This is a genomic window from Flavobacterium rhamnosiphilum, from assembly GCF_004349195.1.
Lineage (GTDB): Bacteria > Bacteroidota > Bacteroidia > Flavobacteriales > Flavobacteriaceae > Flavobacterium > Flavobacterium rhamnosiphilum.
The window spans coordinates 240,753-258,273 of the sequence record NZ_SMLG01000004.1 but is presented as its reverse complement, the minus strand read 5'-3'; the positions used below and the strand labels follow the sequence as shown (position 1 = coordinate 258,273).

Below are 17,521 nucleotides of genomic sequence, written 5' to 3'. Positions count from 1 at the left end.
AGCGAGTTTTTTTTTGAATAATCACCAGTAAATTTTTATTTTACAAAAAACTCCCTCCTTCTGCCATAGCATTGCGATGGTACAAATTTATTTTTAAACATTAATAAATTAATAAAAAAATAATTGTAAATTTATTAATTATTAGACTGATTAACAACTATTTACGATTTAAAAAAACACAATTATGAAAAAAATTATTTTATCTGCAGCCGCATTTCTAATGCTTTTTTCATGTCAAAATGAAGAGACCCCAACCGTCCCATCTACAGACGCAATTGTTCAACGTGGTTGCGCATCGCAGGAAGTACTTGAGGCGCAATTAAAAGCTGATCCTACTTTAGCGCTACGAATGGATCAAATTGAAGCTTTTACACAAAAAGCAATATTAACAAACCGTTTAGTAAATGGTAAAGTTGTAATTCCGGTTGTCGTTAATGTATTATACAGAACCGCCGCTGAAAATATCTCTGCTGCTCAAATACAATCACAAATTGATGTCTTAAATAAAGATTTCACTGCTACAAACTCTGATTTCGGAAGCATTCCTGCTGAGTTTGCTGGTGTAGCAGCAAATGTTGATATCACTTTTGAGTTAACAAATATTGTTAGAAAATCTACAACTAAAACATCTTGGGGAACTAGAGATGCCATGAAAAATTCAAAAAAAGGAGGTATAAATCCAACTTCACCAACCACAACCCTAAATATCTGGGCTTGTAAAATAGGAAACGGGATTTTAGGTTATGCACAGTTTCCCGGTGGTTCATTAGCAACTGATGGAGTTGTAATTGATTCTTTCTATTTTGGTTTATCAAGTTCTGGAAGTTACCCTTATAATTTAGGAAGAACTGCATCTCACGAAGTAGGTCACTGGATGAACCTTCGACACATTTGGGGTGATGCTTCTTGTGGAAACGATTTGGTCAATGATACGCCTATCCACAAAACTGCAAATTATGGAGCTCCTACATATCCATATATAAGCACGTGCTTACCAACTCATGCAGAAATGACAATGAACTACATGGATTATACGGATGATAGAGGAATGTATATGTTCACTAAAGGTCAAAAAACAAGAATGTCAGCTTTATTTGTTTCCGGCGGAGCAAGAGCAGGTTTCGGAATATAATTTTTTAGTTTTTAGAATTCAAAACTCGCTACTGGTTAGCGAGTTTTTTTTATATTTACAATCTAAAGTAAAGACATGATTACATCCAAAACCATTTCAAATGGCATTCTTAGAGCATTGTTAACACTAGTTTTTGTTAGCTTAATCTTATTCTTTTTCTACCAAATACAATCCGTACTGATTTATCTTGTTGTATCTTTTATACTTACATTGATTGGAAATCCTATTTTAGACTTTTTCAAAAAAAGATTAAAATTCAATCATCTCTTTGCAACCATTACGACTTTATTTATTTTCATATTGATCATATTTGGATTCATAATGATGTTTATCCCTTTAATTTCATCACAAGGACAAAATTTATCGCTTCTTAATACATCAGAGATTGAAAAAAATATAATTCAATTAATAAATCAACTTACCTTATTTTTAGAAAGTCATCAGATTGATTCCTCAAAATTGCTAAAGGAGGCCAACATCACTTCTAAAATAAATTTCAATAGTATCCCCAATTTTTTAAATGCAATACTAGGTACCATCAGTAGTTTTGGAATGGGATTAGGTTCCGTTTTATTTATCACTTTTTTCTTTTTAAAAGATCGATTAATGTTTATCATCGGAGCAAAAAAATTAATTCCAGACAGCCATGAAGACCAAATTTTGAATTCATTAGAAAAAATAAACCACTTGTTATCCAGATATTTCATTGGACTACTGCTTCAATTATTTATTGTATTCCTTTTATACCTTATAGTTCTAATCATTTTTGGTGTTCCAAATGCTCTTGTTATTGCTTTTTTATGCGCTGTACTAAACATCATTCCATACATTGGCCCACTGATAGCCTCTTTTTTAGCCGCAATTTTAACGATGTTGAGTAATTTAGGAAGCGATTTTCAATCTGAAATTTTACCTTCAACTATTTATGTGCTAATCGGTTTTTGGATCGTTCAAGTAATCGATAATAATTTATCTCAACCTATTATTTTTTCAAAGAGTGTAAGCTCACATCCTTTAGAAATATTTCTTGTAATCTTAATTGCAGGTTTCCTTTTTGGAATATTAGGAATGATTGTGGCAGTACCTTTATACACCATAATAAAAGTGATTGGAAAAGAATTCTTTCCTGAAAACAAAATTATTCAACTATTAACTAAAGACATTTAATTTTGGATTTAAGGATTCTAAATGCCGAAATACAGGCGTTTATCAATGATAATATTGGCAAAAGCATTTCGAAGTTAGCACTTCAAAAAAATCCCTTTCAAGATGTGGATTGGATTTCTATTTTGAACCAAATAGAAGCTAAAACAAAAGCTAAAGACAAATTGCCGAATTGGTTTTCGACCAAAAACATTATTTATCCAAGTAAAATTTCAATAGAACAAACTTCATCCGAAAAAACAGCAGCCTACAAAGCTTCAATTGTATCTGGCGAATCTCTAATCGATTTAACGGGAGGTTTTGGAGTTGATGATTATTATTTTGCAAAAAAAATAAAAACGGTTGCACATTGTGAAATCAATCCAGAGCTTTCTAATCTTGTACAGCACAATTTCAAACAATTAAATGCTTCCAATATCACTTGTTATCCTGGAGACAGCTTAGTAACTTTGTCCTCTTTAAATTCAAAATGGGACTGGATTTACATTGATCCTTCCAGACGAAATGATGCCAAAGGAAAAGTATTTATACTTAACGATTGTTTGCCAAATGTTCCTGAAAATCTTGATTTTTATTTTACCAATTCAAATGCTGCTCTAATAAAAACAGCACCTCTCCTTGATATTTCAGCAGGTTTATCCGAATTAAAAAACGTGAAAACGATTCATATCGTAGCCTTAGAGAACGAAGTAAAAGAACTATTATGGGAATTGCACAAAGGCTATTCCGGAAATATAAATATCAAAACCGCAAACCTTTTAAAGGATAAAACGGAAACATTTGATTTTATTTTGGGCGAGGATTCTAAATTTTCGAACTTTAGTTTGCCTCAAAAGTATTTATACGAACCTAATAGTGCTATCATGAAATCTGGCGGATTTGATGAAGTGGGCTCGTTTTATAATCTAAACAAACTACACAAACATTCCCATTTATACACATCGACTGCCTTAATACCCTTTCCTGGGCGCGTTTTTGAAATTCAAAATACATTTCCTTACAACAAATCGGAAATGAAAAGTTATTTAGAAAAGACTCAAGCGAATATCACCACCCGAAATTTTCCGGATAGCGTAGAAAGCATTCGAAAAAAATGGAAAATAAAAGACGGAGGAAATGTATATTGTTTTTTTACAACTGATGAAAATAATCATAAAATTGTTTTAATTTGCACCAAAATATCATAAAAATGAAATACGTTATTACCCTAACTTTATTGTTCTTCAGTCTGCATATATTTGCTCAAAAACCATGTGATTACAGCGCAAATGTTACCGATTCTTTAGGTACTTACAAATCGACAAAAGAATACATGATTAGCGAGAAAAATTTTGCCGGAAATTCCAGTTATATTTTTTATTCTTTGGCATTAACGGATGGCTTACCAACATTGAGTGTACAATTCCTTCAAAAAAGTAAAGACTTTTTGAAAGCGAATTGTTTTGATGAAAATTCTAAATTGTTTTTACAATTAAACAATGGAAAAATAATTACGTTGATACATATCAATCAAGAAAACTGTGGCACCCTGATACGCGATGATAAAGGATTTGACAATAGAATTAATTCTGGGATTTTTATGTTTACGAAAGATAGCTTTGAAGAATTAAAAAACTCCCCGGTTTCTATGATGCGCATTAAATATTTGACGGATACGGAAGATTATATCTTCAAAAAAGAGTTTAAATCGGAATTAACGAATGAAATTTACAATCCGGAAACCTACTTTATCGATAACTTAAAATGTATTGAATAAGTGACTATTTACAATCCCATTTAACATTAGAAACTTTATCATTCAAACCTGACTTCAAATTGTAATGCCACCATTCTGAATCAAAAGAATTGAAACCACTACTTATCATGATTGTTTTCAATACAATTCTGTTTTCTTTTACTACTTTCGAAACATTAGGGTAATTGTGACTGGCTTCGATTCCAAAAAAATCAAAAGAAGTCCCCATATCCAATTCTTTCCCATTGCTATCAACCAGAGTAATGTCTACTGCTCCTCCTCTATTATGGATAGAACCTTTGGCAGGATCAGCTACATATTGCGGGTTAGATACAATTTTCCACATTTTTTTCTGAATATCCAAAGGGCGGTAACAGTCAAAAATTTTGATTTTGTAGCCCTTTTTTATGAACTTCTTGTTAGCTTCAACAAGTGCAGTAACAGTTTTTAAACGTAAAAAACATTCGGCACAATCATACACTTTTGCTTTCAGGAAATTATCGGTTGTAGCATACTTCATATCATAGATAAAATCCTGACTGTATTCTTTTAAATTCACAAATGCAGTGTCATTGACAATTGGACTAGTTTTTTCTTGAGCGTCAGAAATGATAGTTTGCGATTTACAGGAAACAATACAAAAAACACAACAAAGAAGTACAAATGGTTTGAAGTAGGAAGTCATAAACACTATTTTTTATAAAAATAGAATAATTAAAGGGATTTCAGGAAATATAAAAACAAAAAAAAAACGATACTATTTCTAGTATCGTTTTAAGTGAACCTTGCAGGACAAAATTCGAACCTTTTATTAGAAGATTTAAAGCTTTTGAGTGACATATAGAACGTACAGCTTTTTCGAAAAAAACATAATTTAATAAAATAGCAAGAATGTTTATTCTACTGACTTCTCTTGACAGTGTTGAGAGTTTTAGGGAATTTAATCTCTTTATTCTGTTCAATTAGTTTATTTAATTTGAATTACAAAATTAGTATTTACTGTTTTTTTTGATATGTTTACTATCATTTTATTGCGTCAATTTTAACGCATCATTCAATCGCATCGCCACATTATCCCAATTGATGATATTAAATAATGCATCCACAAAATCGGTTCGTTTGTTTTTGTATTTTAAATAATAGGCATGTTCCCAAACATCAATGACCAATAACGGAATGGCTCCCCATTGCGTCAATTTTTCGTGGTTTTCGCATTGCAAAATTACTAAACTATCGCTGTAAGGCTGATACGCCAAAATTCCCCAACCATTACCATCTACCTTTTTTGAAGTAGCTGCAATTAGGATTTTAAGTTTGTCAAAACTGCCAAAACTTTTCTCTATTCGCTTCAACAAATCACCTTGTGGTAAGGTGCTTTTATTAGTAAGATTTGTCCAAAAAATGGAATGTAAGATATGTGATGAAAAATGATAGGATAACTTTTTTGTCCAGAAATCTACAGTTTCCAAATTATTATCGTCCAATGCTTTTTTTATCATTTGCAAATCTTTGTTGGCCCCTTTTACCGCACCTCCATGATGGAAAGTATAATGCAGGTGCAAAGTTTCCGCATCCATATAGGGTTCTAAAAAACTTTCGTTATACGGTAATGTTTGCTGAATATAATTGCCATTTGCGTCTACCAACCTATCAATTGAATTGTCGGCTAAATTTTCAGCAAAAGCATTGGTAGTAGGAAGTACTAATGCGGCCGCGCCAAATAGAGTACTTGATTTTAAAAAATCTTTTCTGTTCATACTATTAATTTTATAATGATACCTAAGACTGCTGCAACAGCAATAATGGATGGTTTCTGAATTTTATTGATATAAAGTAAAGCAAAAATTGTTGCAATAGCTATTAGGGTTGTTGGAATATCCAAAATACTTCTAGAAGCAATAACACCAACTGCACCAACCAATGCACCAACAACAGCCGCAGTAATGCCATCTACAAAAGCTTTGATTGATTTATTTTGTGCAATTTTCTTAAAGGATGGAGCCAAAGCAATTGTAAATAAATAACACGGTAAAAATGTGGCTAAAGCAGCTACCACTGCCCCTGGAAAACCAGCAATTAAATAACCGATAAAACCAACTGTTATAACAACTGGTCCCGGAGTAATCATTGCCACTGCCACTGCATCTACAAATTGTTGTTCCGTCAACCAATGGTTTTCGATAACAACGCCTGCATGCAAAAAAGGAACAATCGCCAATCCGCTACCAAATACAAATGCTCCAGCTTCTGTAAAAAAGATGGCGATTTTCATAAGAGTTGTATTTTCATAATTCCAAAAACCTACTTGTAATAGAACAATAGAATTGACAGTTTTATTATTAAACCATTTTGGTGGAGCTTTGACAATCATATATAAAAGCCCTGCTGCCACAAATAATAAAACATGTTCCTGCTGTGTGACAAAAGTTATGATTGCCGCAACAATGAAAAATAGCCACAACAACCAATTCGTTTTAAAGGATTCTAGATTGAATTTACCAATGGATTTTAGCGTTAGTTTATAAGAACTCATTGCGATAATACCTATAACCGCTGCGCCCACACCATAAAATACGGCTTGAATCCAAGACAGACCTCCGTATAGCTGATATACTAATCCTAATAGCACTACCATTATAAAAGAAGGTAAAATAAAAGCAAATCCTATCAATGTAGCTCCAAAAATGCGATAATGTACAAACCCAAGGTAAATTGCCAATTGGGCAGCTAATGGACTGGGAGCCAATTGAGCCAAAGCCAAGCCTTCTTTATATTCATCTTCTGAAATCCATTTTCTGTCTTCGACTAAATCCCTGTGCATATAGCCAACCAATGCTACTGGACCACCAAAACCAATTGTTCCTAATTTTAAGAAATAAAGGAGCAATTCTTTTAAAGTATAAGTTGGGTTTTCATTCATATTAAGATATGTTTTAAAAGGCGATACCAAATTGTAAACCTACAGTAAATGTTGCTGGATGTTCATTGCCAAATCGCAGTGGTAATGGAATAGCTATATAATAGCTACTGTTGGCATTTTTTATTACAGTTTTGTTGAATACTGGAGTTACTCCGTATCTGCCATTAGTTTCAAATGCGGCTCTTCCTGCAAATGTGTACCCATTTCCTAATGCCACTAATATGCCGGGATGGAATAACAGATTATTCATTTTACTAGTTCCGTCTTCTGCTTTTATAGTAGGGACTACTTCAAAAGAGAATCCAATTTTAGAGCTTTTCCAAATATTGATTCCTGTTGGAAAACCAACAGTATAATAATCTCTAAAGTTTAAAGTAGTTTCATTTTCACTGAAAGTTGCTATAGGATGGACTACACCAAAATAACCCGTTATTTTTGGATAAGTCGTCTGAGAAAAAATGGAAGTATTGAATGCCAACAAAGCAAATAGAATTGCAAATCTAACTTGTATCATATTGTTTTAATTTATAAACCAAAACTAATGATGCTAAAGCGGTATAAATAGTATGCTATTTACCTTTTGTATCTGAATTACTTTTTAATGTTTTTTTTCGATAGGAAGATGGATTTTTCCCTGTACTCTGTTTGAATATTCTCGTAAAATGACTTTGGTCTGAAAATCCAGTCATATAAGCTATTTCAGTAAGTGTGTAAGTTGAATCCTGAATCAGAGTTATTGCTTTTTCAATTCGTAATTTTCTAACATAATCTCCAAAATTAAGGTCATCAAAATACTTCGAAAACTCTCTTGATAAATAGGAGGGGTTAAGTTCTAAATCATTAGATATTTTTTTCAAGTCAAAAGTAAATTGGGTGTCTATTTGATCCTGAATAATTGCTTTTAAATCTTTAACCCAAGCAGGCGTTTTCTTATTACTTGTTTTCTTCTCTTTTAAAAATTTATGATAAACTTCATGCAACATATTTTCAAAAGGGCTATTCTGTAAATGATTTTGTTTGTATAAATGTGTTGCCCAACTGTATAGCGCATCATAAATAACCATTCCACTTTCTAATAACTGATAATCATCCGTAATGTTATAGGAAAGTCCTGCTGAAATCGCCCAAAGTCCTGCTGATTCTTTTGCGATATCATGCCTGTCTGTGTCTGCACCACGAACAATATCAGCTATAATTAAAATAGCAGGATCTTTAATTTCATATTTTTTTACGATGTAGTCAAAGGTACTTTGCTCTTTGTAATGTGTAAATTCTACATTAGGAATGTCAAATGGAACGGCATCTAGTTCTTTTGCTTTATCCAAAACTTGGCTGAATGGAACATAAATAAATTCAGCCGCTTTGTCTACAAATTTTTTAATCAACCAAGGACTGGCTATTCTATCAATTTTAGGACGCTCTCTGGTTATCCATTTCATCTATAATTGTTTTACAAGGTTTTTTATATAATACACCTTTTGTTTTACAGCGGGCGGAGGAAAAAACTCCAGTTAGCTAAAGAAAAATTGCCAAAAGGGTATGCTACTTGTTTGTGTTTTTTCAAATGTTTAGTAAAAAAAACACCCTTTAAATCCATTAGAAATAAGGGGTGTTTTAACGGAATTAATAATTTATAGTTTTACATTTGTCAAACAAAAAATCTACAATGGAAATCGTATTCATAATTCTAGTTATATTTTTATTATTTTATGTTCCTCAATATTTTAGAAAACGTAAATAATACTACTTGATTTTAAAAATCATTTTCTGTCTAGATTGTAAATTTACGTTTTTATTCTTCCACATTCTTCATTTTCATTAAAAGTGAATAAGCCCCTTTTATCACAATAGTAGCCTCATTCAAATCTTCTGAAATAATTTCAGTAAATTCATTTTCGGTATTTCCTGTTGTAACTTCCTTCATTTCAAATTGTTTGTTTTGTTTGGCAACAAAAATATAATTCTTGTTTTCATAATTCACAATAGCATCAGATGGCAATACATTTGATTGCTGACTGTTTAATTCTATTTCGGCATTCATATACATTCCCGGTAAGAGTGCTTTGTCGAAGTTTGTAAAATGGCAATGTATTTCTGTGCTTCTGTTTTCTGAAAAATCTTTACCTATTAGAATAATTTTGCAAGGATATTTTTTCTCCGGATTGGTGTTGGTATACGCTAAAAGAGATTGACCAATTGCTAATTTATTGATGTCTTTTTCAAAAACAGTCAATGCCAAATGAATATCCGAAGGATTAACAATCTCAAATAAGATATCACTTGGGTTTACATACTTGCCAATATTTACGTTTACTTTGGAAACATAACCGCTTATTGGCGAGTATATATTGATGCTTTTTGAAATGTTCTTTGTAGAAACATTGCTTGGATTTATCCCTGCGAATTTTAATTTCTCTCCATACGATTGCACCATTACCGATAGTGAGTTGTATTCTGATTGTGCTTGTTGATACACTTTATCGCTGCTAGCTTTGCTTCGGTTGAGTTCTCTTTGTCTTTCGAATTCGGCTTTTGCGTACCCTATTTTTGCTTTTGCCAAAAGATAATCTTCCTGCAATTGAATGTATTGTTGGTCTTCTACAACACACAAAACCTGCCCTTTGGTTACATACATTCCCTCTAAAAGTTTGGTATATTTTAAATAACCACCCATGGGCACACTTATGGATACTAAGTTTTGAGGCGGTACATCTATTTTACCATTTAATTTTAAGGTAGATGAAATTTCTTTTTGCTCGATTTTCCCAGTTTCAATACCTGCATTTTTTATTTGTGCATCAGTAAGTGTTGTCGTGTTTTCGATAGTTGGAGTAGCTTCTGTTTCGCTTTCTGTTTTCTTATCTCCACATGAAGAAAGGAATACTATTGCCAGTATTGTAATGATTGTGTTTTTATTCATGATTGTATTTTTATTTTGGTGTTCGTGAATCTGCGATTTCATTTTATTTATTTTGAATATTAAGATAGTGTTTGTTATTTAAAATTTCATTGCCATTGCTAATCGGTTAGGCATCAATCTTAACGCGAAGGAGTTTTATGGAATTAATAAAGACTAAAGTGTCAGGAAGCAAATGAATAGCTGCTGCTTCAATCGGTCCAATTATTTTAAGCAATACAAGGGTAATTCCAATCACATGAACGACACCAACCCCTACAAAAATATTTTCACGAATGGTTCGATAGGCTCTTTTACTAATAGCACGAGCTTTGGCGATTTTTTCCAACTTATCCTGCATCAGAACGATATCAGCTGCTTCCATTGCTGTTTCGGTTCCCATAGCACCCATTGCTATACCTATATTTGCCTGGACTAAAGCAGGCGCATCATTAATGCCGTCGCCAACCATTACAATCTTAGAACCGTCCTTTTGCAATTCTTTTATGATATTGATTTTATCTTCTGGCAATAAATTGGCTCTGTAATCGGTAATTCCTATCTGATTGGCAACATGTTTGGCAGTTTCAGGATTATCACCGGTAAGCATAATTATATTTTGAATTCCACTTTTTCTTAAACCTTCAATCATTTCTTTTGCACCCTCACGTATCGCATCGGATATATAAAAGATACCCGCCAGTTTATTATTAACTGAAAGATAAATAGCAGTATCGGTACTATTTTCTGAGGATTTCGACACCGGCACTTTGCTTTCTTCCATAAAGAGCTTGTTCCCTAATAAAACCGATTTGCCATCTATTTTTGCGGACCCCCCCCGTCCTTTTACTACCTCGAAATTTTCAGGCTCGCCATAGATAAGTTTTAATTTATCGGCATAGCTTAAGATTGCTTTTGCTAATGGATGGCTGGAACGACGATCAACGGATGCAGCAAATTGAACCAATTGGTTTTCATTATAAACAGGATCTAATATTTCAACGCTATTCACAATAGGACTTCCAACTGTTAATGTGCCTGTTTTATCAAAAACTATGGTAGTTACTTTAGCAAGCTCTTCTAAAAACAAACCTCCTTTTATCAAAATACCTTCTCTCGCAGCGCGTGCAATTGCTGCAATGGTCACAAGCGGTGTTGCCAAACCTAATTCGGCAGGGGAAGTAAAAATCAGCAATGCAATCACCAGTTTGACATCTCGGGTAAAAAAGTAAACAGTACCAACAAAAATAAATACCACCGGAATAAGCCATGAAGCCACTTTGTCCGTGAATTTTTCAATAGGAGCTTGCTGGCTTTCTGCCTCTTCCACCAAGGCTATAATACGCGAAAAAACGGTGTCTAATCCTGCTTTTGTCATTTCTATATCGAGCGCACCTAATTCCAGGATGGTTCCGGCAAATGCTTCACTTCCCGCTGTTTTTTCCTGAGGTACGCTTTCGCCGGTTATCGGAGCTTGGTTCACAGAACCTGATCCGCCAATCACTTTACCATCAACAGGGATTTTTTCTCCGGCTTTTACCAGAACAATATCACCGATTTTTAAATCGCTTATTTGCACTATTACTTCAGAGCTGTTCTTTTTTACTATCGCAGTCTTTGGAACAGAACCAATCAACTCTTTTATGGATGCTCTTGCTTTTTCGGTACTTGCACTTGCGATATATTCTGCAATAAGGATGATCATAAGTACGACAGCACCAGCCAAATATTCCTTACCAAGAACTGAAATTATTACCGCTATGGTTATAAACAATTCGGTACCTATTTTTCTTTCTTTTATGATATCCAGTACCGCAGTTTTTACTAATGAATAAAGACCGAAAGCCATTGCGACTATCAAAACGGGTAATGGAATAATTTCAAAATAAAATAATAAACAGGCTATTCCCACTGTTATGATCCGTACAATTTCCCACAGGAACTGTCGCGAAAAAAAGGTTTGCGTATAATTCATAATTAAACTATTTTAATTAGTTAATGCATTGATTTCAATCACACTTATATTCAACTTTCTAACGGCCTCAATATAATCTCTTTGAATTTCTGTGCTTTGATTAATAAGCATCACCCATTCCAGATAATTAATGTCACCATTGATAAATTTATCATTAGCAGCTTTGGTTACCAAATCAACATTTTTCAACGCTTGACTTTCGTAATAGGCGATAGTTTCTTTGTGTTTTTTATATTCTTGGACTAATTCCTGATTCTTGATTTCCAGTTTTAGTTTTTCATTATTTAAATTATTTTCGGCAATTTGGGTGTTTATCTCTAATGCTTTTTTCTTATTATTTATTGCCGCATTGAATAACGGAATTGCCACTCCAAATTGTCCGTAAACACCATTATAACTGTTTTGAAATGCAGTGCTTGTTTTGAAAGTCTGGTAATAAACACCACCTATTAATTCCGGTAATTTTTTAGATTTTTCAAGTGAAATTTCCGCTTTGCTGCTATTTACTTCTTGCTCAAATAATTTTATACTGGGTTGATTTCCAATAGCACTTTTATCTGAATTTTCGATAAAATCCATTTTGAATTTATCTGAAACTGGGATAAAGTCTTTGTCAGTATTAAGTAAATACTTGAATTGCGATTGTATTATTTTATAATCATTTTGTAATTCCAGAAGTTGAATTTTTATTTGTCCAGATTGGTTTTCAGCTGTTGCTTTTTCCAATATATTACTTTCGCCTTTGTCAAAACGGAGCGCTGTTTTCCTTAAAAATTCGGAATAAATACTATCGCTTTTTAGCAACAACTTTTCCTTTTCTTTTAGATACATCATTTCGTAAAACACGATTGTTACCTGTCTGGTCAATTCCTTTCTTTGCAAAGCTTCGTTCCATTGCCCTTTTTTGGCTTCTTCTATTAAAAGTTGTTTCTGCCTTTTGTAAACGGTTGGGAATTTTATGCTTTGCGAAATACCAATTTTTACATCATTTGCATTGCTGTTAAACTGACCGTATTCACCAATAATTCCCGTGTTGGAAATATCATAGCCTGTTTTGGTCATTTTTTGCAAGTACTCCGAATTTAGTTTTTCGTTTTTAATTTTTATATTGTTTGAAAGAGCCGTTTCAATGGCTTTATCAATTGAAATTTTTTCTTGAGCATTTGCATTTTGAAAAGAAAAAAATAGTCCCAATACCATGATTGTTGTAATTGATTTTATCTTTTTTGGTTTTAATTTAATTCCTTTTTCAAACATGATATATAAAATTGGTAGAACAAATAAAGTTAAGAACGTTGCAATCAGTAGACCGCCAATTACCACAGTTGCCAAAGGTTTTTGTACTTCTGCACCAGAACCATTGCTTAATGCCATGGGTAAAAAACCTAATGATGCTACAAATGCAGTCATTAAAACAGGACGTAAACGTACTTTGGTACCTTGTAAAACAATCGCTTTTAAATCGGTTTCACCAGATTTTCGTATGCTATTGAATTCCGCAATCAATACCAAGCCATTCAGAACCGCTACACCAAATAAAGCAATAAAACCAACTCCGGCACTAATGCTAAACGGCATTCCCCGCAACGCTAAAAAGAAAATACCTCCAATTGCCGAAAGTGGAATAGCAGAATAAATCAATAGCCCTTGTTTTACGGAATTGAATGCAAAATAGAGCAAAATAAAGATTAATAGTAATGAAACTGGAACAGCAATCATCAAACGATTTTTGGCTTCGTTTAAGTTTTCAAAAGCACCGCCATACGTTGGATAGTAACCTGCAGGAAATTTTATTTGAGCTTCGACTTTACCTTGCAATTCTTTTACAATACTTTGCACATCACGTCCTCGTATATTAAAACCAACTACAATTCTACGTTTGGCATCTTCTCTTTGTATTTGATTCGGGCCTTCGATAATTTCAACTTTAGCCAATTGAGATAAAGGAATTTGCGAACCAGTGGACGTTGGTATTAGTAAATTTTGAACATCTGCCAAATCCTGGCGTTTTTCCCCTGTTAAACGAACGACTAAATCAAATCGTTTTTCACCTTCGTAAACAACCCCAGTACTTTGTCCTGCAAATGCGGTGTTTACTATTCGATTGATATCCTGAATGTTCAATCCGTATTGTGCAATGGAAGCTCTATTGTAGTCAATTACTACTTGAGGCATTCCAGTAACGGTTTCTACATAAAGGTCGGAAGTTCCTTCTACGGTATTTACAATTTTACCTAATTTATTGGCATACAAAGCCAATGTGTCTAAATTTTCTCCAAATATTTTACAGACTACATCTTGCCTTGCACCTGTCATCAATTCATTAAAACGCATTTGTACCGGATATTGAAAACCATAGGAAACCCCTGGAACGGCTTCCAATTCTTTTGCCATTTTTTCTGATAATTCATCAAAAGTTTTGGCAGAAGTCCATTCGCTTTTGTCCTTTAAAATGATCATCATATCGCTGGCATCAATGGGCATTGGATCAGTTGGCACTTCGCTACTTCCTGTTTTACCTACAATTTTCTCCACTTCGGGAAATTTTTCTATTAATATTTTTGCACCCTGTGAAATGGCAGTCATTGATGTTTGTAAATTACTTCCCGGCAAAACCCTTGTTTCTACTGCAAAATCTCCTTCTTCCAATGAGGGCATAAATTCGCCACCCATAAACGAAAGTGTAATCAAGGCTAAAACAAATAAACCCAAAGTTGCACCGATAATTGTTCTTGGAATTCCCAATGCTTTATTTAAAAGTGGTTGATAGAAATTTTCTAGTTTCTCCATCATTCTATCTGAAAAAGTTTTTTTGTGGGATATATTTTTATTTAAAAATAAAGCGGTCATCATCGGAACATAAGTCAGCGACAATATAAAAGCACCAAACAGAGCAAATGCAATTGTTTGTGCCATTGGTAAAAACATTTTCCCTTCAATACCGCGCAAAGTAAAAATGGGAATGTACACTATCAATATAATCAACTCTCCAAATACGGATACATTACGCATTTTTATTGACGTATTTAATACTGTGTTGTCCATATCTTGCTGTGATATTTTGGACGTTTTCCTGCTGTGTAAACTAAACAAACACGCTTCAACAATAATAACTGCCCCATCCACAATCAATCCAAAATCTAATGCACCTAAACTCATTAAATTTCCGCTGACACCAAATAAATTCATCAGTATGACTGCAATTAACATTGCCATTGGAATAACCGATGCTACAATTAATCCAGCTCTTATATTTCCTAAAAAGAAAATAAGAACAAAAAGTACAATTAACGCTCCTTCTAATAAGTTTTTTTCTACCGTTGAAATGGAATTATTCACCATTTTTGTTCGGTCTAAAAATGGTTCTACTATAACGCCTTCAGGTAAGGTTTTTTGGATTTGCTCAATACGCTCTTTGATTTTTTTAATAACCACATTGCTGTTGGCACCTTTTAACATCATCACTACAGCACCCGAAACTTTGCCTGATTGCACTCCTTTTTTATTAAAAGTCATTGCACCATATCGAATAGCACTACCAATACGAACATCAGCTACATCACGAATAAATAAAGGACTTCCGCTATTCGTGTTTTTAATAGAAATGTCTTTTATATTTTCGATAGTACTAATTAATCCTTCACTTCGGATGTATAAAACTTTAGGGCCTTTTTCGATATAAGCACCACCCGTATTTTGATTGTTTTTTTCTAATGCAGTAAAAACATCGGTAATTGTAATATTATAGGATTGCAATTTATTGGGGTCTATGGCAATTTCAAATTGTTTCAATTTTCCACCGAAACTACTTACTTCTGCAACACCTTCCACGCTTAATAATTGACGGCGAACAATCCAATCCTGAATGGTTCTCAACTCGGTTACATCATATTTTTTTTCGTAACCGGGTTTTGTTCGGACGGCATATTGGTAAATCTCGCCCAGTCCTGTTGTCACTGGTGCCAGAAATGGATCGCCAATCCCTTTTGGAATTTGGTCTTTTACAGCACTTAATCGTTCAGTAACTTGCTGTCTAGCCCAGTACACATCAGTTGCATCATCAAAAACAATGGTTACAACTGATAAACCGAAACGAGAAAAACTTCGAATTTCTTTTAGTCCCGGAATATTACTATTGGCTTGTTCTATTGGAAAGGTAATTAGTCTTTCAATATCGGTTGCACCCAATGATGGTGCTGAAGTGATTACCTGAACTTGATTATCTGTAATATCAGGAACGGCATCAATTGGTAATTTGGTAAATTGATAACTCCCATATCCAATAAGAGCAACAATGAAAAGACCAACGATAAGTTTATTTTTGATTGAAAATTCTATGATTTTATTCAGCATAATTTTTAGGATTAATGAATATTCAATACTTATATTGAATACTGACCTTTTAATTTTATAGTAACTGTAATATCCTTATTTTCATTATTTCTGAAAAACCAACCGTGTTTCCCTTCATACGGAGCATAAAAAGTGCCAACCATATTATTGGAATAAGCCATGGTGTAACTTTCAAAATAAACATCATTAACTTCTTTTGCTTGTTTCACTTCGCCGTGAAAATCAAAATAAACGGTTCCATCATTAGTTTTCCATTCGTATTTCATTTTACCATATTTCAGCATATAAATTTTATATTCAATGCCTTTTCCTGCCGGAACGATTACTTCAACAGTATCTTCTCTTTCTACATATTGCTTTTCTGGTGCAGGATTATCTGCCTCGACTGGTCTTTTCACTTCAGGTCCAGAACCTGCTTTTTCCATTTTAATTAATGGAAATGTTTTTTGTGATGTTGTTTCCTGTTGATTTTCTGGTATATGAAGTTTGCTGAACCCGAACAATTTGCCAGTTCCTATTGGATCAATTCCATATTCTGCTGGTAAAACTGCGCTTACTAAAATTATTACAGAAAGAAGTAAAGCGAAGATAACTGCTTTGATAATTTGTTTTTTATTTACTATTTGATGATTTATTTCTGACATTTTTTATTTTTTTTTAAGAAGTAAAATAACCTGTTAATTGATACCCTATTAATACAAATCCAGCAGCCATAAGCAGCGTATTTGTTATTGTTGAAAATTTCATGAAGCTTGAATGTCTGCGCCATAAAGTAATCAGAATTAGCACAAAAGTTAATGCTATGAACTGACCAATTTCGACACCAATATTGAACCCAAGTAGATTGGTAAACAATCCTTCTTTTTCAAATTTGAAATCTTGCAATTTGCTGGCAAGCCCGAATCCGTGAAATAATCCGAAAATCAAAACAGCAGCTTTTGTATTGGGTTGCGTTCCGAAAAATCTCTTGAAACCACCTAAATTATCAAAACCTTTATATACTATTGACAGTGCAATGATCGCATCAATTAAATACGAATTAATAGATATATTACTCATAACGCCAAACAATAATGTTGCACTATGACCAATCGTGAAGAAACTCACATAAAGTAACACTTCTTTCGGGCGATAAAGGAAAAAGATAACACCAACTAAAAAAAGCAAATGATCGTAACCCGTAAGCATGTGTTTTGCACCAATATAGAGAAATGGGCCAAAAGCAACGCCATCATTTCCTGACAAAAAAGTTTGCGTATTTTCATCTACACCATGAGCAAAAATACCTGTGATGCCGACAAAAAAAAGTAAAACAAGAAATATTATTTTTTTTGAATTCATTTTTA

General features: G+C 33.4%; 14 protein-coding genes. 4 read left to right on the top strand and 10 right to left on the bottom strand.

What is annotated here, in order from left to right:
- Positions 1–184: 184 nt before the first annotated feature.
- The 4 genes from E0I26_RS07645 (at position 185) to E0I26_RS07630 (ending at position 4,052) form a co-directional block, all read left to right on the top strand.
- The gene (locus tag E0I26_RS07645; RefSeq protein WP_131915894.1) at positions 185–1,132 is read left to right on the top strand and encodes a zinc metalloprotease; all 948 of its coding nucleotides are present in this window, start codon (positions 185–187) and stop codon (positions 1,130–1,132) included.
- A 75-nt stretch (positions 1,133–1,207) separates the two neighbouring features.
- A complete protein-coding gene (locus E0I26_RS07640) occupies positions 1,208–2,299 on the top strand; it encodes an AI-2E family transporter (RefSeq protein ID WP_131915893.1) in 1,092 nt (363 codons plus the stop codon).
- Positions 2,300–2,301: 2 nt separating this feature from the next.
- Entirely contained in the window at positions 2,302–3,483 is a 1,182-nt protein-coding gene (locus E0I26_RS07635) for a class I SAM-dependent methyltransferase (protein ID WP_131915892.1), read from the top strand.
- Positions 3,484–3,485: 2 nt separating this feature from the next.
- Positions 3,486–4,052, top strand: a complete 567-nt coding sequence (locus E0I26_RS07630) for a hypothetical protein (protein ID WP_131915891.1) — start codon at positions 3,486–3,488, stop codon at positions 4,050–4,052.
- Positions 4,053–4,056: 4 nt separating this feature from the next.
- Here E0I26_RS07630 and E0I26_RS07625 read toward each other — a convergent pair whose 3' ends face one another.
- The 10 genes from E0I26_RS07625 to E0I26_RS07580 all read right to left on the bottom strand — a co-directional run bounded on the left by E0I26_RS07625 (position 4,057) and on the right by E0I26_RS07580 (position 17,516).
- Positions 4,057–4,716 carry a M15 family metallopeptidase gene (locus E0I26_RS07625; protein ID WP_131915890.1) on the bottom strand — a complete coding sequence of 220 codons (660 nt, stop codon included), beginning with the start codon at positions 4,714–4,716 and terminating at the stop codon, positions 4,057–4,059.
- A gap of 343 nt (positions 4,717–5,059) precedes the next feature.
- Complete coding sequence (locus E0I26_RS07620; protein WP_131915889.1) at positions 5,060–5,788, bottom strand: superoxide dismutase; 729 nt, start codon at positions 5,786–5,788, stop codon at positions 5,060–5,062.
- Positions 5,785–6,951, bottom strand: coding sequence for a chromate transporter (locus E0I26_RS07615; protein ID WP_131915888.1), 1,167 nt, complete (start codon positions 6,949–6,951; stop codon positions 5,785–5,787). The genes E0I26_RS07620 and E0I26_RS07615 overlap by 4 nt, the downstream gene beginning before the upstream one ends.
- A gap of 13 nt (positions 6,952–6,964) precedes the next feature.
- Positions 6,965–7,465, bottom strand: a complete 501-nt coding sequence (locus E0I26_RS07610) for a hypothetical protein (RefSeq protein ID WP_131915887.1) — start codon at positions 7,463–7,465, stop codon at positions 6,965–6,967.
- A 55-nt stretch (positions 7,466–7,520) separates the two neighbouring features.
- Entirely contained in the window at positions 7,521–8,390 is an 870-nt protein-coding gene (locus E0I26_RS07605; RefSeq protein WP_131915886.1) for a chromate resistance protein ChrB domain-containing protein, read from the bottom strand.
- 353 nt (positions 8,391–8,743) lie between these two features.
- Positions 8,744–9,913 (bottom strand): efflux RND transporter periplasmic adaptor subunit, encoded by a 1,170-nt coding sequence (locus E0I26_RS07600; protein WP_235831738.1) that lies wholly within the window; start codon positions 9,911–9,913, stop codon positions 8,744–8,746.
- A gap of 64 nt (positions 9,914–9,977) precedes the next feature.
- A complete protein-coding gene (locus E0I26_RS07595; protein ID WP_131915885.1) occupies positions 9,978–11,822 on the bottom strand; it encodes a heavy metal translocating P-type ATPase in 1,845 nt (614 codons plus the stop codon).
- Between the two features lie 12 nt (positions 11,823–11,834).
- Positions 11,835–16,175 (bottom strand): CusA/CzcA family heavy metal efflux RND transporter, encoded by a 4,341-nt coding sequence (locus E0I26_RS07590; RefSeq protein ID WP_131915884.1) that lies wholly within the window; start codon positions 16,173–16,175, stop codon positions 11,835–11,837.
- A 29-nt stretch (positions 16,176–16,204) separates the two neighbouring features.
- Positions 16,205–16,819 carry a hypothetical protein gene (locus tag E0I26_RS07585; RefSeq protein ID WP_131915883.1) on the bottom strand — a complete coding sequence of 205 codons (615 nt, stop codon included), beginning with the start codon at positions 16,817–16,819 and terminating at the stop codon, positions 16,205–16,207.
- 13 nt (positions 16,820–16,832) lie between these two features.
- The gene (locus E0I26_RS07580) at positions 16,833–17,516 is read right to left on the bottom strand and encodes a HupE/UreJ family protein (RefSeq protein ID WP_131915882.1); all 684 of its coding nucleotides are present in this window, start codon (positions 17,514–17,516) and stop codon (positions 16,833–16,835) included.
- Positions 17,517–17,521: the final 5 nt, after the last annotated feature.